Annotated in this window: 18 protein-coding genes and 1 riboswitch; of the genes, 8 read left to right on the top strand and 10 right to left on the bottom strand. The window is 71.1% G+C overall.

All coding sequences use genetic code 11. From position 1 onward, the window contains the following. Nucleotides 1-203: 203 nt before the first annotated feature. On the top strand, nucleotides 204-455 hold the full coding sequence (locus tag ACFVXA_RS12885; RefSeq protein WP_362031218.1) for a (2Fe-2S)-binding protein: 252 nt from the start codon (nucleotides 204-206) through the stop codon (nucleotides 453-455). A gap of 30 nt (nucleotides 456-485) precedes the next feature. On the opposite strand, the gene bfr is transcribed toward ACFVXA_RS12885, so the two are convergent. Next, the gene (gene bfr / locus ACFVXA_RS12890; protein ID WP_362031220.1) at nucleotides 486-965 is read right to left on the bottom strand and encodes a bacterioferritin; all 480 of its coding nucleotides are present in this window, start codon (nucleotides 963-965) and stop codon (nucleotides 486-488) included. Nucleotides 966-1,120: 155 nt separating this feature from the next. Here bfr and ACFVXA_RS12895 point away from each other — a divergent pair, with 155 nt between their 5' ends. Then, nucleotides 1,121-1,753 (top strand): sulfite oxidase-like oxidoreductase, encoded by a 633-nt coding sequence (locus ACFVXA_RS12895; protein WP_383906673.1) that lies wholly within the window; start codon nucleotides 1,121-1,123, stop codon nucleotides 1,751-1,753. 38 nt (nucleotides 1,754-1,791) lie between these two features. Here the strand turns inward: ACFVXA_RS12895 and ACFVXA_RS12900 are convergent, their stop codons facing one another. The 6 genes from ACFVXA_RS12900 to thiO form a co-directional block, all read right to left on the bottom strand. Continuing rightward, nucleotides 1,792-2,292 (bottom strand): DUF4396 domain-containing protein, encoded by a 501-nt coding sequence (locus tag ACFVXA_RS12900; protein ID WP_390024967.1) that lies wholly within the window; start codon nucleotides 2,290-2,292, stop codon nucleotides 1,792-1,794. A gap of 97 nt (nucleotides 2,293-2,389) precedes the next feature. Next, nucleotides 2,390-3,259 carry a deoxyribonuclease IV gene (locus tag ACFVXA_RS12905; RefSeq protein ID WP_389935657.1) on the bottom strand — a complete coding sequence of 290 codons (870 nt, stop codon included), beginning with the start codon at nucleotides 3,257-3,259 and terminating at the stop codon, nucleotides 2,390-2,392. A 55-nt stretch (nucleotides 3,260-3,314) separates the two neighbouring features. Next, nucleotides 3,315-5,264 (bottom strand): Stk1 family PASTA domain-containing Ser/Thr kinase, encoded by a 1,950-nt coding sequence (gene pknB, locus ACFVXA_RS12910; protein ID WP_390024969.1) that lies wholly within the window; start codon nucleotides 5,262-5,264, stop codon nucleotides 3,315-3,317. 371 nt (nucleotides 5,265-5,635) lie between these two features. After that, nucleotides 5,636-6,430, bottom strand: a complete 795-nt coding sequence (locus tag ACFVXA_RS12915) for a thiazole synthase (protein ID WP_362031229.1) — start codon at nucleotides 6,428-6,430, stop codon at nucleotides 5,636-5,638. Between the two features lie 4 nt (nucleotides 6,431-6,434). Then, nucleotides 6,435-6,635 (bottom strand): sulfur carrier protein ThiS, encoded by a 201-nt coding sequence (gene thiS / locus ACFVXA_RS12920; protein WP_362031231.1) that lies wholly within the window; start codon nucleotides 6,633-6,635, stop codon nucleotides 6,435-6,437. After that, entirely contained in the window at nucleotides 6,632-7,828 is a 1,197-nt protein-coding gene (gene thiO / locus ACFVXA_RS12925) for a glycine oxidase ThiO (RefSeq protein ID WP_390024971.1), read from the bottom strand. Before thiO ends, thiS begins: the two co-directional genes overlap by 4 nt. After that, nucleotides 7,826-7,939, bottom strand: a riboswitch (TPP riboswitch). (Overlaps the previous gene by 3 nt.) Nucleotides 7,940-7,991: 52 nt before the next feature. Between thiO and ACFVXA_RS12930 the strand changes: the two genes are divergently transcribed. The 6 genes from ACFVXA_RS12930 (at nucleotide 7,992) to ACFVXA_RS12955 (ending at nucleotide 13,142) form a co-directional block, all read left to right on the top strand. Next, nucleotides 7,992-8,387 carry a hypothetical protein gene (locus tag ACFVXA_RS12930; protein WP_383738882.1) on the top strand — a complete coding sequence of 132 codons (396 nt, stop codon included), beginning with the start codon at nucleotides 7,992-7,994 and terminating at the stop codon, nucleotides 8,385-8,387. Between the two features lie 32 nt (nucleotides 8,388-8,419). Further along, entirely contained in the window at nucleotides 8,420-9,652 is a 1,233-nt protein-coding gene (locus ACFVXA_RS12935) for an NAD(P)/FAD-dependent oxidoreductase (protein WP_384019296.1), read from the top strand. A gap of 203 nt (nucleotides 9,653-9,855) precedes the next feature. Then, nucleotides 9,856-10,221 carry an Rv2175c family DNA-binding protein gene (locus ACFVXA_RS12940; protein ID WP_362031240.1) on the top strand — a complete coding sequence of 122 codons (366 nt, stop codon included), beginning with the start codon at nucleotides 9,856-9,858 and terminating at the stop codon, nucleotides 10,219-10,221. Nucleotides 10,222-10,358: 137 nt separating this feature from the next. After that, nucleotides 10,359-11,018, top strand: a complete 660-nt coding sequence (gene thiE, locus ACFVXA_RS12945) for a thiamine phosphate synthase (RefSeq protein ID WP_383738874.1) — start codon at nucleotides 10,359-10,361, stop codon at nucleotides 11,016-11,018. A 130-nt stretch (nucleotides 11,019-11,148) separates the two neighbouring features. Then, nucleotides 11,149-12,072: a methylenetetrahydrofolate reductase [NAD(P)H] gene (gene metF / locus ACFVXA_RS12950; RefSeq protein ID WP_383738872.1), complete on the top strand. Its 924-nt coding sequence runs from the start codon at nucleotides 11,149-11,151 to the stop codon at nucleotides 12,070-12,072. A 56-nt stretch (nucleotides 12,073-12,128) separates the two neighbouring features. Then, nucleotides 12,129-13,142, top strand: coding sequence for a hypothetical protein (locus ACFVXA_RS12955; RefSeq protein ID WP_384019299.1), 1,014 nt, complete (start codon nucleotides 12,129-12,131; stop codon nucleotides 13,140-13,142). A gap of 59 nt (nucleotides 13,143-13,201) precedes the next feature. Here the strand turns inward: ACFVXA_RS12955 and ACFVXA_RS12960 are convergent, their stop codons facing one another. The 3 genes from ACFVXA_RS12960 to ACFVXA_RS12970 all read right to left on the bottom strand — a co-directional run bounded on the left by ACFVXA_RS12960 (nucleotide 13,202) and on the right by ACFVXA_RS12970 (nucleotide 16,373). Beyond that, the gene (locus ACFVXA_RS12960; protein ID WP_389747358.1) at nucleotides 13,202-14,695 is read right to left on the bottom strand and encodes a phytoene desaturase family protein; all 1,494 of its coding nucleotides are present in this window, start codon (nucleotides 14,693-14,695) and stop codon (nucleotides 13,202-13,204) included. A 44-nt stretch (nucleotides 14,696-14,739) separates the two neighbouring features. Next, a complete protein-coding gene (locus ACFVXA_RS12965; protein ID WP_362031250.1) occupies nucleotides 14,740-15,354 on the bottom strand; it encodes a DUF4126 domain-containing protein in 615 nt (204 codons plus the stop codon). Nucleotides 15,355-15,743: 389 nt separating this feature from the next. Next, on the bottom strand, nucleotides 15,744-16,373 hold the full coding sequence (locus tag ACFVXA_RS12970) for a TetR/AcrR family transcriptional regulator (protein WP_362031252.1): 630 nt from the start codon (nucleotides 16,371-16,373) through the stop codon (nucleotides 15,744-15,746). Between the last annotated feature and the right edge of the window lie 14 nt (nucleotides 16,374-16,387).

The raw sequence follows: 16,387 nt of genomic DNA on the forward strand, positions 1-16,387 counted from the left end.
GTCACGATCTCCGTCCTGACCCAGGCCCGTGAGGACCTGATCGAGCGGACCGTGGAGTCGCGGGGGGGGGGCCGGCGCGCGGCCCGCCCCCACAACAAACCCCCCCCCCCCCCCACCCCACTTTCACGGCTCCGGCGCGCCGGGTAAGGTTAGGTTAGCCTCACCGATCACGGGGGAGGCGTGACCGACGAATCCCTCGGGAGGTGAACCGCGTGTACGTCTGCAACTGCTTCGGTGTCACCGAGGCGCAGGTGAAGAAGCACGCGGAGGACGGTGCCTGCACCCCCCGCCAGATAGCGTCGGCGTGCAAGGCGGGCACGGACTGCGGTTCGTGCGTCCGCCGGATCCAGGCCCTGCTGGGCCGGGGCGCGTGTCCGCGCCGCGAGTTCGCGGACGAGGGCCGGCCGGTGCTCTCCGAGGTCCCGGTGCCGGTGTCCCTGGACGAGGCCGCCTAGCTCTCTCGGCCCGTCGGCCCGCGCGGCCTGTCAGCTCTCCGGCTGCTCGATCAGCTGCGCGATGTAGAGCGCCTCACCGAGCTTCTCGACCAGTTCCAGCTGGGTGTCCAGATAGTCGATGTGGTGCTCCTCGTCCTCGAGGATCGACTCGAAGATGTTCGCGGACGTGATGTCGCCCTTGCCGCGCATCACCTCGATCCCGCGCTTGAGGCGGTCGATCGCCTCGACCTCCACCTGCCGGTCGGCCTGGAACATCTCCGTGACGGTCTGCCCCACCCGGACGTGGAAGAGCCGCTGGTAGTTCGGCAGGCCGTCCAGGAAGAGGATCCGGTCGGTGAGCACCTCGGCGTGCTTCATCTCGTCGAACGACTCGAGCCGCGTGTACTTCGCGAGCTTCGTCCAGCCGAAGTTCTCCTGCATCTTCGCGTGCAGGAAGTACTGGTTGATCGCCGTCAGCTCGCCGGTCAGCTGTTCGTTGAGGAATTCGATGACCTCGGGGTCGCCCTGCATTGCAGAGACTCCTTCCAAGCGGGGGACTGGGCAGATTGCGCCGCATCTTTGCACCGGCACACTAGGTCGTCCAGTAAGTGCATGCTTAGTAGGAGTTGCCCGAATCCGACCTGGGCTGGTCATGTGCACCGTCCCGGGTCTGTCAGGATGGAGTCATGGGTCAGCCGGTGGAGCGTGAATCTGGAGAAGCGGCACAGTCGGAGCTTCCGCCGGGGCAGCGACTTCAGCGCGGCTGGCCGGTCACCCACTACGGGCCCGTACCCAAGTTCCGCCCCGAACGCTGGGAGTTCAGGGTCTTCGGCGCCACCGCCGACGGTGAGAAGCACTGCTGGACCCATGAGGAGTTCACGGCCCTGCCGTACGCCTCCGTCGTGGCCGATCTGCACTGCGTCACGAAGTTCAGCATGCTCGGGGCCGAATGGGGCGGCATCCCCGCGCGTACGATCCTGGAGATCGCCCCGCCCGCGTCCACCGTCACTCATGTCATGGTCTGGGCCGAGTACGGATTCAGCTCGAACCTCCGCCTGTCGGACTTCGCCTCCGATCGCACGATCTTCGCCACGCACAAGGACGGCGAACTCCTCACTGCGGAACACGGCTTCCCGCTCCGCCTGGTCGTCCCCCACCTGTACGCCTGGAAGGGCCCCAAGTGGGTCCGCGGCGTCGAGTACATGACGGCCGACCGCCGCGGCTTCTGGGAGGAGCGCGGCTACCACAATGTCGGCGACCCCTGGCGCGAGCAGCGCTACTCGTACCAGGAGGAGCCCGGGGACGGCCCCGAGCTCTGAACCCTGCTGTGTCTTTCCGGCCGGCTCAGGTCCGGACGTCAGTGGTGGTACCGGTGCACCACCGCATGCCCCTTCCCGCGGCCGATCATCCACTTGTTGACGGGCGTCGTGACCACGAAGGCGATCGCCAGTGAGAGGGCCAGGGTGCCCCAGAACAGCAGGTCGTCCAGGTGCGCGTCCATGGCGTCCGGCCACAGCGCGATCACGCCGTTGTCGATCAGCTCCATCACCGCGATGGACAGGGTGTCGGCGGCGAGCGCGACCCGGAACGCCGTCCTGAAGTCGACGCCGGCCCTGAGCACTCCGCGCAGCGTGAGCGAGTAGCCGAAGACGAAGGCGAGGGCGATCGCCAGGACCATCGTCGGCACATTGCCCCAGCCGAACGCGGTGCCGATCACCATGCCGAGCACCTCGCCGATGGCGCAGCCGGTCAGGCAGTGCAGGGTCGCCTGGGCGGCCATCGACCAGGTGGCCTTGCCGCCGCCCAGGTCATGGGTGTGTGCGTGTACCTCGTGATGTGCGTGCGTGTCGTGCTGCATGAGGGCCCCCAACGCCGAACAACGGTTCCTGTACGAGACAGGAACCGTATACCCCCTGGGGGTATTCCGGAACGGGGTGGGAGAAAGGAGGGGAGACTCAGTCGTCGCGGAGCTTCTTCAGCCGCTCCACGTCCGCAGCGTGCCCTTCCTTGCCCCCGGGCGTCTCGATGATCAGGGGGACGCCCTCGGTGGCGGGGTGCGTCATCAGGGCGCGGAACGGGTCCTCGCCGATGTGGCCGGAGCCGATGTTCTCGTGGCGGTCCTTGTGGGCGCCCACCACATCCTTGGAGTCATTGGCGTGGATCAGCTTGAGCCGGCCCTCGCCGACGGTGTCGACCAGCAGATCGAGGGTCTGGTGCATCCCGCTCGGTCCGGTCAGGTCGTGGCCGGCCGCGAAGATGTGGCAGGTGTCGAGACAGACGCCCAGCTTGGGGTGGGCGTCGAGTGCCTCGAAGTACGGCCCGAAGTCCCAGGTGCGGGAGCAGAGGGAGGCGCCCTGGCCCGCCGTCGACTCCAGCAGCAGGAACGGGTCGTCGTCGTGGGTGAGCTCGTCCAGCAGCGGAAGCAGGTGCGCGCGGACCTGCTTCAGGGCAACCGCCCGCTCCCGGCCACCGGTGGCGCTCCCGGTGTGCACGACCACCCCCAGGGCGCCGATCTCCCGACCTCGCCGCAGTGAGTGCCGCAGCGACTCCACCGACTTCTCGACCGTCGCCTCGGTGTGCGAGCCGAAGTTGATCAGGTACGGGGCATGGACGTACGCGGGGATCGACTCCGCGGCGCAGGCCGCGCGGAACTCCTCGTCCTGTTTCGGGTTTCCGGCGGGCGTCGCCCAGCCGCGCGGGTTGGCCACGAAGACCTGGACGGTCTCGGCCTTCAGGTCGCGGGCGTAGGTCAGGCCGACGGAGTTGAGGCCGCCGGCCACCGGGACATGGCCGCCGACGGGGTTGCGGAGCTGCTTGCTGGTCACGCTCTTCAGGGTGTCATGTGCTTCCGGGGGTTCCGTCGGCGGACCTCAGGACGGCTCAGCGGATCTCGACGGTGATCATCGATCCCTTGGGTGCCGTCTGGCCGCCGTCCACGGACTGGCTCTTGACGTGGTCCCCGAAGAGCCCGAGCAGACCGCGGTCCTCGTTGACCTTGAACCCGGCGGCCTCCAGCTTCTGCTTCGCGTCGTCCACGGTGTCGCCCACGACGTCCGGGACCTGGACCATCTCGGGGCCCTTGGAGATCGTCAGTGTCACTGTGTCACCCGCGGCGACCTCGCGCCCGCCCCCCGGCGACTGCTTGGCGACCTCGCCCTTGTCGAACTCCGAAGTGACCTGCTCCGAGGAGATCTTCACCTTCAGACCCGAGTCCTGGAGCTCCGCCTTTGCGTCGTCCACGGACGCGCCGGTGACGTCCGGCACCTCCACCGGGCTGCCCTTGCTGACGACCAGCGCGATGGCCGAACCGGCGTGCCGCTCCGTGCCCGCGACCGGATCCGTGCTGATCACAAAGTCCTTGGGGACGTCCTCGCTGAACTGCCGGGTGACCATGCCCGCGGCGAGTCCGTCGCCCTTCAGCACGTCCCTCGCCTTGAACAGCGCGAAGCCCTTCAGGTCGGGCACCTTCACCGTCTCCGGGCCGTCGGAGATGGTCAGCGTCACGGAATCGTGGTCACGGATCCGGGCGCCGATCTTCGGGTCGGTGCTGATGACGGTGCCGCGCTTCACGGTGTCGCTGTACGCGTGCTTGATCTGACCGACCTCGAGCCCGGCCGACGCCAGCCGGTCCTTGGCCTCGGTCTTGGTCTTCGTAAGGATCGGCGGGACCGTGGTGAACTGGCCGGAGTTGATGTACCAGACGCCGGCGCCGAGGCCGAGCACCAGCACGACGGCGGCGATGACCAGCAGCATTCCGCGCCGGGGCCGCGCGGCGCGCCGGGAAGGAGCGGCCGGCCCGGACGCGAACTGGCTGGTCCGCTCGAACCGGCTGGTCCGGTCGAGCCCGGCGTTGCCGTCCTCGTAGTCATCGTTCACCGGCAGCGGGCGCTGCATGGACAGCGAGCGGGGGATCACGCTCGTACGGTCCTCGCCGTTGTCGTGGCCCGTGGCGAGGGCCCCCGGCGGTACGGCGTCGAGCTGTTCCGTGGTGAGCCCGGCGCGCGCCTCCAGCACCAGGCCGAGCAGCGCCACCGCGTCGTGCGGGCGCACCTCGGGGTTGCGGGCGGTCGCGGTGGCTACCAGCTCGTCGAGCGCGTACGGCAGCCCCGGTACGGCGGCGGACGGCGCCGGTACGTCGGCGTTGAGGTGCTGGTACAGCACCTGAGCGGGGGAGTCCCCGGAGTGCGGCTTGGCTCCGGTGAGCATCTCGTAGAGGACGACCCCGCACGCGTAGACGTCGACGCGGGTGTCGGCCGTGCCGTGCTCGATCTGCTCGGGGGCGAGATACGAGACGGTGCCGAGGACGGCGCCGGTGGTGTTCGTGACCGTGTCCACGGCCCGTACGAGACCGAAGTCGGCGACCTTGACCCGGCCGTCGTCCCCTATGAGGACGTTCTCCGGCTTCATGTCGCGGTGCACGAACCCGGCGCGGTGCGCGGCGCCGAGCGCGGCGAGCACCGGCTCCAGGATGTCGAGCGCGGCCCGCGGCTGCAGGGCGCCGCGGTCGCGCAGCACGTCGCGCAGGGTGCACCCGGCGATGTACTCCATGGCCAGATAGACGTACGACCCGTCCGTCCCCTGGTCGAAGACCTGCACCACATTGGGGTGGGCGAGCCGGGCCACCGACTTGGCCTCGCGGATGAAGCGCTCGACGAACGAGCCGTCGGCGGCCAGCGCCGGGTGCATCACCTTGAGGGCGAGTACGCGGTCCAGGCGGGTGTCCAGGGCCCTGTAGACCGTGGCCATCCCGCCGACCGCGATCCGTGCGTCGACGCGATAGCGGCCGTCGAGCACGTGCCCGACGAGCGGGTCCTGAAGGGTCGTATCCACGCAGGTGAGTGTACGAGCCGCCACTGTCACGCGCCCCATTCGGCCGATACCGGGGCGCGACTGCAGCCGACCTGTGACGCATCCCGCCCGCCCGGAACCCAGACTTCGCACGCACGTCCTCCCGACCCCGGAACCCGGGGGCCACCGAGCGCCGGAGCCCGGGGGTCCTGAGTCCCCGAAACGCGGGGATCCCGAGCCCTGGAACGCGGGAATCGCCGAACTCTCGGTCCCGGGAATCCGTGAAGCATCCCGCAGCCGCCGACGGCGAGTCCCGCCCACGGGAGACCCGCACTTCCCATCCCACTGGAAACGGGCGGTGCGCGGGCGGGAGAACTCCCCGGGACGCCGGGTGTCCAGAAGACGCCGGGCGCCTAGAAGGCGGGCCGCTCGGGATCCAGCCGCGCCAGACCCTCCGCAGGAGACGACGCCTCGGCGAAGTGCCGCCGAGGGATCCGCCCCGCCCGCCGGGCGAGCCGCCCTGCGTCCACCGCGTGCCTCATGGCCTCCGCCATCAGCACCGGCTCCTGCGCCCGCGTCACCGCTGAGGCGAGCATCACACCCGCACACCCCAACTCCATCGCGAGCGCCGCGTCGGACGCGGTACCGGCCCCGGCGTCCAGAATCACCGGCACGCGCGCGTGCTCCACGATCAACTGGAAGTTGTGCGGGTTGCGGATCCCGAGCCCGGACCCGATCGGCGACCCCAGCGGCATGATCGCGGCGCAGCCCACGTCTTCGAGCTTTCGCGCGAGAACGGGGTCGTCGTTCGTGTACGGCAGCACGGTGAACCCCTCGTCGACCAGCGTCTCCGCGGCGTCGAGCAGCTCGATCGGATCGGGCAGCAGCGTCCGCTCGTCGGCGATGACCTCCAGTTTCACCATCTCGGTGCCCAGCGCTTCGCGCGCGAGACGGGCGGTCAGCACGGCCTCGCCCGCCGTGAAGCACCCCGCCGTGTTCGGCAGCACCCGGATACCGAGCCGGTCGAGCACGGAAAGGACCGACCCGTGCACGGAGGCGTTCACGCGCCGCATCGCGACCGTCGTCAGTTCCGTACCGGAGGCGACGAGCGAGCGTTCCAGGACGTCGAGGCTGGGCGCACCGCCCGTACCCATGATCAGCCGGGACGAGAAGGACGTACCACCGAGGACAAAGGGATCGTCGGCCATGGGTTCAGCCTCCTTGGACGGCGGTGAGGACTTCGACGCGGTCTCCCTCGGAGAGGGAGGTGGACGACCACCGCGTGCGCGGGACGACGGTTTCGTTCAGCGCGGCGGCCACACCGGACGGCGCGGCGGTGAGGGTCGCGACGAGCGTGTCGAGAGCGGTCCCCGCGGCGATCAGCTGCCGCTCTCCGTTGACGAAGATGTTCATGCGGGCTGCTCCGTGAGGGCGGCGGCGCGGAAACGCCGGGGGGTGAAGGGGCGGGCCTCGTCGGGGAGTTCACCCGTGGTCAGGACGTGCGCCATGACATCACCGGTGACGGGTGTGAGCAGGACGCCGTTGCGATAGTGCCCGGTGGCCAGCAGAAGGCCGTCCAGTGAGGTCGGGCCCAGCAGCGGCGCGTTGTCGGGGGACCCCGGGCGCAGTCCGGCGCGGGTCTCGGTGAGCGGCAGCTCGGTGATCCCGGGAACCAGCTCGTGGGCGTCGCGCAGCAGCTCGTACACGCCGCCCGCGGTCACCGTGGTGTCCCAGCCCAGTTCCTCGCTGGTCGCGCCGACGACGAGTTCGCCGTTCTCGCGCGGCACCAGATAGACCTGGCTGCCGCGCACCACGGCACGGACGGTGCGGCTCAGGAAGGGCGCGTACCGCTGCGGCACGGTCAGCCGCAGTACCTGCCCCTTCACCGGACGCACCGGCGGCAGGACGTCGTCGGGGACGCCCTGGAGACGCCCGCTGAGGCTGCCCCCGGCGAGTACCACCTGGCCGGCGGTCAGTTCGGTGCCGTCCGTGGTGACCACTCCGGCGGCCCGGTCCCGTACGACGGCGAGGCGCTCCGCCCACGTCCGGTGGAACACCACTCCGGCCCGCTCGCACGCCGTGACCAGGGCCCTGGCGAGCCGGCGCGGATCGATCTGGTGGTCGCCGTCGACCCGCAGCCCGCCGCGTACGCCGGGCGCCAGCATCGGCTCCAGGCGGCGGCACTCGCGACCGCTCAGCCACTCCGAGTCGAGCCCCGACTCGCGTTGCAGGGTGTGCAGTTCACGCAGATGGGCGCGGTCGTCGGAGTCCAGCGCCACGGCCAGGGTGCCGCACTGGCGGTAGCCGAGGTCCTGCCCCGTCGCCCCGGTGAGCTCGGCGGCGAAGTCCGGATAGCGGCGCGCGGAGGCGAGGTTGAGGCCCAGCAGGGTCTGCTCGCCGTAGTGCAGTTCGGTGACGGCGGCGAGCATGCCGGCCGCGACCTGGGCCGCTCCGCCGCCGGGTCCGGGATCCACGAGGGCGATCGTGAACCCGCGCTGCGCGGCCCGCCAGGCCGTCACGAGACCGATGATTCCGCCCCCGACGACGAGGACGTCTGATGTACGTGTGTCCGATGTGCGTGTGTCTGATGTACGCGTAGGCGACATGGGCGTCCAGCCCCTCCCTTCGCCGGCATGACCCGGATCAGGTTCGTACGGTCGGAGGCCGTCCCAGCCTCCCTCTCAGCCCGGTGCGTCCGGGCTCCCGCGAGTGCTTTACGTTGGCCACCCTAGCCCGCCGCGACCCGTCTCAGTAAGGGAGCCTCCCGCCATGCCCCGCTCGCTCGACGGCCTCGTCCTCGCCCCGATCGCCGACCAGGCGCCAGGTCAGGTGGGCACGCGCACCAGGTTCACCTACCACGAGAAGAACGGCGAGATCTGGGCCGAGTACGCGGGCGGCGATGTCGTACGCGGGTACCTCGTGGGTAGCCGTGAGGGTGACCGCCTCGACTTCCGCTACGTACAGCTCAAGCACGACGGCAGCACGTCGTCGGGGCACTGCGCGTCCCTCGTCGTGGAGCTGCCCGACGGGCGCGTACGCCTGGAGGAGACCTGGGAGTGGGAGTCGCGGACGGGCAGCGGGACGAGCGTGGTCGAGGAAGTGGGAGTCGCGGAGGCGGAAGCGCGGACGGGCAGTGTGGAACAGGTCACTGAGCACGTCCGCTGACTGACGAATTGTCAGTTGTCTATGGTGATCAGGTGAGCGAGCAGACGCAGGCGCAGTCGCAGGGGCGTACGGCACGGCGGGTCGTCGTGGTGGGTGCGGGCATGGCTGGTGTGCAGACCGCCGTCGCCCTGCGCGAACAGGGCTTTACCGGCAGTGTGACGCTGATCGGCGCGGAACCCCACCAGCCGTACGACCGACCACCGCTGTCCAAGGCCGTGCTGCTCGGCAAGGCCGAGGGCTCCGCCTTCGACGTCGACTTCGAGGCGCTGGACATCGAGCTGCAGCTCGGTCGCGAGGCCACCGGCGTGCGCCCCGGGGACCATGAGCTGGATACCGCCACCGGGCCCGTTCGGTACGACGTCCTGGTCATCGCGACCGGCGCGGAACCGATCCAGCTGCCGGGCGCTGAGGGTGTGCCCGGGGTCCATCTGCTGCGCACCCTGGACGACGCCGAGCGGCTGCGTCCCGTCCTCGCCCAGCAGCACGACATCGTGGTCGTCGGGGCGGGGTGGATCGGCGCGGAGTTCGCCACGGCGGCGCGCGAGGCGGGGTGCGTGGTGACCGTCGTCGAGGCCGCCGACCGCCCGCTCGCCGGGGCGCTGCCCGCCGAGGTGGCCGCGCCGATGGCGGCCTGGTACGCGGACAGCGGGGCCACGCTGCGTACGCACGCGCGCGTGGAGCGCGTCGAACCGGGTGCCGTGGTGCTCGACGACGGCACCCGGGTGCCCGCGGGCGCGGTCGTCGTCGGCATCGGGGCACGCCCCGCCACCGCCTGGCTGGCCGGCTCCGGGATCGCCCTCGGCGCCGAGCGCGAGATCGTGGCCGACGACCACCTGCGTACCTCCGCACCCGACGTCTACGCGGTCGGCGACTGCGCCTCCTTCCCTTCCGGGAGGTACGAGGGCCGCCTGCTGGTCCACCACTGGGACAACGCCCTCCAGGGCCCGCGCACGGTCGCCGCGAACATCATCGGCGAGGCCCCCGCCGCCTATGATCCGGTGCCGTACTTCTGGTCCGAGCAGTTCGGCCGCTTCGTCCAGTACGTCGGCCACCACGCCACCGCCGACACCACCCTCTGGCGCGGTGACCCGGCCGGCGCCGCCTGGACGGTCTGCTGGCTCCGCGAGAACCGCCTGGTCGCCCTTCTGGCCGTGGGCCGCCCGAGGGATCTGGCCCAGGGGCGCCGGCTCATCGAGTCGGGCACGCCGATGAATCCGGAGCTGCTGGCGGACCCGGCGAGGCCGCTGAAGACCGCCACGGTCTAAGGGGCCTCTGGCGGCCGCCACCGTGCAAGAGGCTCCTGGCGGCCGCCACCGTGTAAGGGGCCTCTGGCGGCCGCCACCGTGCAAGGGGCCCCCGGCGGACGCCACCGTGCAAGAGGCCTCTGAAGACCGCCACGGCGTAATCCGTCACCCCAGGTCGGACGGCCTGGCTTCCGACTGTCAGTCCGGGATGGCAGGCTTGTCCCGTGACCGAGATTGACGCAAAGATCGATGCTCTCGTCCCTGCCTGGCTCACCCTCCCCGACATCGCCGAACAGTTCGGCGTCGAGGTGACCCGCGTCCGGCAGCTGGTCAAAGAGGGCCAGCTGATCGCCGTACGCCGTGGTGAGAACCGCGCGCTGCACGTCCCCGCCGCCTTCATCGACGGGGACAAGGTCGTCAAGGGCCTGTCCGGCACCCTGACGCTCCTGCGGGACGACGGCTTCACCGACGAAGAGATGCTTGAGTGGCTCTTCACCCCCGACCCGACCCTGCCCGGCACCCCCGCGCAGGCTCTGAGCGAGAATCGCGGCACGGAGGTGAAGCGCCGCGCCCAGGCGCTCGCCGTCTGATCCGACAACCGTCCGGCGTACGGACCGCGGCCGGCCAGGACCACCCCGGCCGCCGTGGTCCGTGCGCACCGACACCGTCCGTGCGCACACCGACGACGTCCGTACGCACGGACCACGCGACAACGGGGGACCCACGCATGCCCGAGAACGCCGCGGCCACCGCCCGCGCCCAGCTCACCGACGCCCGCGTCTATCTGTGCACGGACGCCCGCAAGCGCCAGGGCGACCTCGCCGCATTCCTGGACGCGGTCCTGGCGGGCGGCGTCGACATCGTGCAGCTGCGCGACAAGGGCATGGAGGCGGCCGAGGAGCTGGAGCACCTCCAGGTCTTCGCGGACGCCTGCGCACGCCACGGCAAGCTCCTCGCGGTCAATGACCGGGCGGACGTCGCCCACGCCATCGGCGCCGACGTCCTGCATCTGGGCCAGGGCGACCTCCCGGTCCCCGCGGCCCGAGCCGTCCTCGGCGACGAGGTACTCATCGGCCGCTCCACGCACGCCGAGTCCGAGGCCGCGGCCGCCGCCGTCCAAGAGGGCGTGGACTACTTCTGCACGGGCCCCTGCTGGCCCACCCCGACCAAGCCCGGCCGCCACGCACCCGGCCTGGACCTGGTGCGCTACACGGCATCCCTCGGCACCGACCGCCCCTGGTTCGCCATCGGCGGCATCGACCTCGGCAACCTCGACGAGGTGCTGGACGCGGGCGCCCGCCGTGTCGTCGTCGTCCGGGCGATCACCGAGGCGGACGATCCCGGAGCGGCGGCGGAAGAGTTCGCGAAGCGGCTGCGTCAGGCGTAGCCGTCCGGCGTGGCGGTCTCGCACGGCCGCGCCGCCGACAATTGTCCGAGGGGTGGACAAGAAGTCGGCAAATCGGACAAATTCCATCGCTTCGGTTGGGGGACCGGCGCCCCCTGGCTAACCTGCGGGTATGGCCCTCGGATCTGCTTCCACCAGGACTGATCGCGCACGCACCGTGCGCGACATGCTCGCGACCGGCAAAAAGACCTACTCGTTCGAGTTCTCCGCGCCGAAGACCCCCAAGGGCGAGCGCAACCTGTGGAACGCCCTCCGGCGGGTCGAGGCCGTCGCCCCCGACTTCGTCTCCGTCACCTACGGAGCGGGCGGCTCGACGCGCGCGGGCACGGTCAGGGAGACCGAGCAGATCGTCGCCGACACGACGCTCACCCCGGTCGCCCACCTCACCGCGGTCAACCACTCCATCGCCGAACTGCGCAACATCATCGGCCAGTACGCCGACGCCGGTATCCGCAACATGCTCGCGGTCCGCGGCGACCCGCCCGGCGACCCCATGGGCGAGTGGGTGCCGCATCCGCGGGGCCTGACCTACGCGGCCGAACTCGTCCGGCTCATCAAGGAGTCCGGCGACTTCTGCGTGGGCGTCGCGGCCTTCCCCGAGATGCATCCGCGCTCCGCCGACTGGGAGCTGGACGTCGCGCACTTCGTCGACAAGTGCCGCGCCGGCGCCGACTACGCCATCACGCAGATGTTCTTCCACCCGGAGTCGTATCTGCGCCTGCGCGACCGGGTGGTGGCGGCGGGCTGTACGACACCTGTCATCCCGGAGGTCATGCCGGTGACGAGTGTGAAGATGCTGGAACGGCTGCCGAAGCTCAGTAACGCTTCGTTCCCGGACGTCCTGAAAGAGCGGATCCTCACAGCCAAAGACGATCCGTCGGCTGTACGCTCCATTGGGATCGAGTTCGCGACGGAGTTCTGCGCGAGGCTGCTGGCCGAGGGAGTCCCCGGACTGCACTTCATCACGCTCAACAACTCCACGGCCACGCTGGAAATCTACGAGAATCTGGGCCTGCACCACCCGCAGCAGGCCTAGACCGGTCGCACCCGCGTACGACACACTGCGTAGCGGCCACTGGGAGAGGGGCGTACATGGGCTGGACGGTCCTCTATATCGCTTTCGGCATCGTCGCGCTGTGGCTGCTCGGCGAGGTGCTGTTGCAGTACAAGGCGCGGCTGCGCTACCGGCTGCTCGCCTTCGTCGGCTTCCTCGGCGTGGTCCTCGGTGTGCTGATGCCGTCGGTGGTGGTCATCGGCCTGGGCGCGGCCGCCTTCGCGGTCGGTCAGACGTACGTCACCCTGTCGTTCCGCCGCGGCTTCGCCGAGGGCTGGGCCCTCAACGGCCGCTCCGCGTCCGGCAAGCCGGGCAAGCCCAGCAAGCGCCGCCGCGGCGAGCCGGACCACCAGGACCCGACGCTGGAGGTCTCCGACCTCGAAGCGACCGACGGCGCGGCCTATGCACAGGACGACGAGTACGCAGGCGAGGACGACGTCTTCACGCCCGCGCAGTCGGACCGGTTCATGCCTCCCGGATCCGAGGCGGCGGCCGCCGAGACCACCGCCGTGTACGAGCCGCAGCCGCTGCCCGACGACACCGGCTCGTACGGCATCTACAGCGACCCCGCGTACGCGGGGGCCGGCGACCAGACCTACGCCGGCGCCGCCCAGGACCAGCAGGCGTACGCGACCGCCGGACAGACCCAGGACCAGCAGGCCTACGCGACGGCAGGGCAGGACCAGCAGGCCTACGCGTACGACGGCTACTCCGGGTACGACCAGCAGCAGTACGGCTACGGCGACGGTCAGCAGCAGTACGCCGCCTACTCCGACCCCTACATCGGCACGCAGACATACACCGGTGGCTCGTACGACACCACGTACGGCGGTGGCGACCAGCAGCAGTACATGCAGCAGCAGGGCTACGGCCAGGACCAGTACGCCACCGGCAGCGGTTACGGCGGCGAGACCCCGGCCGGCGGTGTCTGGGTGCCGCAGCAGCGCACCACCGATGCGTACGGCGGCGAGCTCCCGCCCGAGCAGCAGTATCCGTATCAGGGGAACGGCGACGGGGCCGCCGGGTACGACGAGCAGCAGTACCGGTACTGACCCGACGGCACCCGCCGGGTGCCCTCTCTCCAGGGCACCGGCTCAGCGCACGGGCACGCTCACTGCGAGCCCCGGAACTCCGGCCCCTCCACGATCAGTCCGGCCACCAGGGCGCCCGACATGCCCGCGTGCGGGAGACCGCCGCCGGGGTGCGCCCAGCCGCCCGCCGCGAAGAGCCCCGGTATCCGCGTGGCGTTCGACGGGTGCAGCAGCCGGCCGTCCGCCGCGGCGAGCGCGGGGGCGGGGATAGCGCCGCCGACCGCGCCCGTGGCCTCCGCCACGTCGGTCGGAGTGCGGACCTCGTGCCACAGGAGGCGGTCGCGGAGGCCGGGCAGGGCGCGCTCGGCGGCACCGAGGAGGGACTCGACATCCGAGTCGGACACCGGCAGGCCCGAGGGGACCGTGACGGTCAGGGTGACCGCCTCGTGCTCGGCGTCCGGCACCAGCGCGGGGTCGGCCGGACGGGACACCGTCACGGTGGGCGAGGCCGGGAGCCCCGGGCGCTCACCGAAGAGCCCGTCCAACTCCGCCTCGCGGTCGGCCGCATGCACCACCGTCCGATGCGCCACCCCCTCGGGCCGCCCGCCGCGCAACGCCAGCAGCACGGTCAGCCGGCTCGGCGCCCCGCGCCGCGGGGAGACCTCGCCGTCCGCGCGGACCGCCGCCCCGGGGACCAGTCCGTCCAGCACACCGGGCGCCACGCCCGCGACCACGAAGTCCGCGTCCGCGACCGTCCCGCCGGTCAGCTCCACGCCGGCCACCCGGCCGTCCTTCTCCACGAGCCCCGTGACCTCGGCACCGAAGACGAACTCGACCCTGCGGGCGACACACCGCTCGTACACCGCGCGCGCCAACTCCCTTATGCCGCCGCGCACATACCAGGTGCCGAAGGCATGCTCCATGTAGGGCAGCACGGCGGCGCTCGCCGGGGTGACGCGCGGGTCGAGCCCGTACGCGAGGGCGTGGCTCTCCAGGAGTGCCGCCAGGCGCGCGTCGCGCAGCTCCCAGGCGGCGACCTCGGCGAGGGTGCCGGCCCGGCGGGTGCGCAGGAGCTTCTTGTGCGGCACGCAGGGATAGGGCTCGCGCTCGGCGAGCACCGACCAGTTGGGCCACAGCGGCTCCTCCAGGAGCGGCCGGCGCGTGCGGTCCCATGCCTCGCGGGCCCGCACCAGGAAGTCGCCCCACCGCCCGCCCGCGCCCGCCCCGAGCGCCTCGTCCAGGGCGCTGACGACGCCCGCGCGCGAGGCGTTCGGCAGGGAGACCTGCGTGCCGTCGGCGAAGACATGGTGCGAGGAGGGGTCCACCTGGACCAGCTCGACGCACTCCTCCAGCGGCTGCTTGCCGGTCTTGACGAACAGGTCGCGGTAGACCGCGGGCAGCGGGAGCAGCCCCGGGCCCGTGTCGAAGGCGAAGCCGTCGCGCTCGAAGCGGCGCACCGCACCGCCGTACGTCGCCGCGCGCTCGTACACCACCACCCGGTGGCCCGCGACGGCCAGCCGGGCGGCGGCCGCCATCGCGCCCATCCCGGCGCCGATCACCGCAATTCGTGCCATGCCAGGGACTTTATCGGCCGCCACTGACAGTCCCGCCCCGGAGGTCAGTCGGGCGGCTGCTCCACCCGCTCCGCCATCCTTCTCTCCTCCCGGCGCTGTGCCCGGCGGCGCAGGAACCGCCTGATCCGCGAGACGAGGAAGACCAGCACCACGAGGCCGGCGAACAGCAGGACGGCCGCGATGATCGCGGCGGCCTCGGGATGGAACATCGCGAAGGTGAGGATCCCGGCGACGCCGAGATCCTCGGCGGTGCTCATCACGAAGTTGCTGAACGGCTCCGGCGAGGTGTTGATCGCCATCCGGGTCCCGGCCTTGACGGTATGGCTCGCCAGCGCCGTCGAACCGCCGATCGCGCCCGCCGCCAGATCCGACAGCGAACCGCTCTGCCCGGCGAGCAGCGCCCCCACCCACGCGCCCGCCACCGGCCGGATCACGGTGTGCACCGAGTCCCACACCGAATCCACGTACGGGATCTTGTCGGCGACCGCCTCGCACAGGAAGAGAACGCCCGCTGTGACGAGGATCTCAGGGCGCTGAAGTGACTCCGGGACGTCGTCGCTCAGGCCGGTCGCGCCGAAGACGCCGAGGAGCAACACCACCGCGTACGCGTTGATGCCGCTGGCCCAGCCGCTGGTGAAGACCAGGGGGAGTACGGACACGGACGCGATCGTAACCAGTCGGCAACGGCGCGTCCTGGGCATGAGTGCGTACGACTGAGTATCCGTACCTAGGGAGTGAGATGAGTACGCGCGCGGATGGGCTCCTACCTGCGCGAACGACAGAGTGGAGACACGGAGAGGGGCGCGGCTCCGGTACCGCCGACACGGGGCGGCGGAACGGTCCTCGCGCCCTTGGCCGCTCCTTCCGCCGACTCGCTCGGCGGGAGTGAGGCACGGGGGAACCCGGGGGAACGACCGAACGGGGGCCCAACGGGGGAGTACGGGGGAGCACGGCGAAGCGCCGGTTCGAGGTGGCCCGCGGGGGACGCGGCCACAGCGGACCGGCGCTTTCGTGTGTGCCGGGGCCCTGGGAGAGACGGCGGAGGGGATCAGCGGCTGCCGCTCACGCGCCCCTGGAGCAGCCGGGAGAGCGCCGCGTGGACGTCGTCCAGGGAACGCTCCGGCTGGAACGCCTGCCAGTCCAGAGCGGCCACCAGAACCATGCCGACGAGCGCGGACGCCGTCAGCGGGATGTCGATCTCGTCGCTGAGCTCACCGTTCGCCACACCGTCGCGCAGCACGTCCTCGACGACGGCGACCGCCTGCTGCCGGACCACCATCAGCGTGGACTGCCAGGTCCGGTTGGTGCGCCACAGTTCCGCCACGTACAGCTGGGTGAAGGCCGGATAGCGGTCGATGAAGACGAGCCCGGCCCGGATCATCGCGTCCAGCGCGTCGACCTTGCTGCCGCCGTCCCGCGCGGTCTTCTCCGCGGCCTCCCGGAGGGAGGCGGTGAGGAGTCCCACGCCGTGCCGCAGCAGCTCTTCGAAGAGGACCGATTTGCTCGCGAAGTTGTAGTACACCGTGCCCTTCGCGACCCCGGCGCGCTCGGCGATCTCGTCCACCGTGGTGGCGGAGAAGCCCTGTTCGGCGATCAGAGTGACGGCCGCCTCGTAGAGCTTCTGCCGGGTCGCCTCGCGACGGCTGCCGCCGCCCACCGTGGTGCTGCTGCTGTCCATGGCCCTGATTGTCA

The organism is Streptomyces sp. NPDC058246, from assembly GCF_042881985.1.
Classification (GTDB): domain Bacteria; phylum Actinomycetota; class Actinomycetes; order Streptomycetales; family Streptomycetaceae; genus Streptomyces.

Bases quoted from the DNA above. Each gene is read 5' to 3' on its own strand.
- ACFVXA_RS12955 (WP_384019299.1), top strand. From the start codon at position 12,129: ATGGGCTGGACGGTCCTCTATATCGCTTTCGGCATCGTCGCGCTGTGG.
- ACFVXA_RS12895 (WP_383906673.1), top strand. From the start codon at position 1,121: ATGGGTCAGCCGGTGGAGCGTGAATCTGGAGAAGCGGCACAGTCGGAG.
- thiO (WP_390024971.1), bottom strand. From the start codon at position 7,828: ATGTCGCCTACGCGTACATCAGACACACGCACATCGGACACACGTACA.
- ACFVXA_RS12900 (WP_390024967.1), bottom strand. From the start codon at position 2,292: ATGCAGCACGACACGCACGCACATCACGAGGTACACGCACACACCCAT.
- ACFVXA_RS12915 (WP_362031229.1), bottom strand. From the start codon at position 6,430: ATGGCCGACGATCCCTTTGTCCTCGGTGGTACGTCCTTCTCGTCCCGG.
- thiE (WP_383738874.1), top strand. From the start codon at position 10,359: ATGCCCGAGAACGCCGCGGCCACCGCCCGCGCCCAGCTCACCGACGCC.
- thiS (WP_362031231.1), bottom strand. From the start codon at position 6,635: ATGAACATCTTCGTCAACGGAGAGCGGCAGCTGATCGCCGCGGGGACC.
- metF (WP_383738872.1), top strand. From the start codon at position 11,149: ATGGCCCTCGGATCTGCTTCCACCAGGACTGATCGCGCACGCACCGTG.
- ACFVXA_RS12960 (WP_389747358.1), bottom strand. From the start codon at position 14,695: ATGGCACGAATTGCGGTGATCGGCGCCGGGATGGGCGCGATGGCGGCC.
- ACFVXA_RS12970 (WP_362031252.1), bottom strand. From the start codon at position 16,373: ATGGACAGCAGCAGCACCACGGTGGGCGGCGGCAGCCGTCGCGAGGCG.
- bfr (WP_362031220.1), bottom strand. From the start codon at position 965: ATGCAGGGCGACCCCGAGGTCATCGAATTCCTCAACGAACAGCTGACC.
- ACFVXA_RS12930 (WP_383738882.1), top strand. From the start codon at position 7,992: ATGCCCCGCTCGCTCGACGGCCTCGTCCTCGCCCCGATCGCCGACCAG.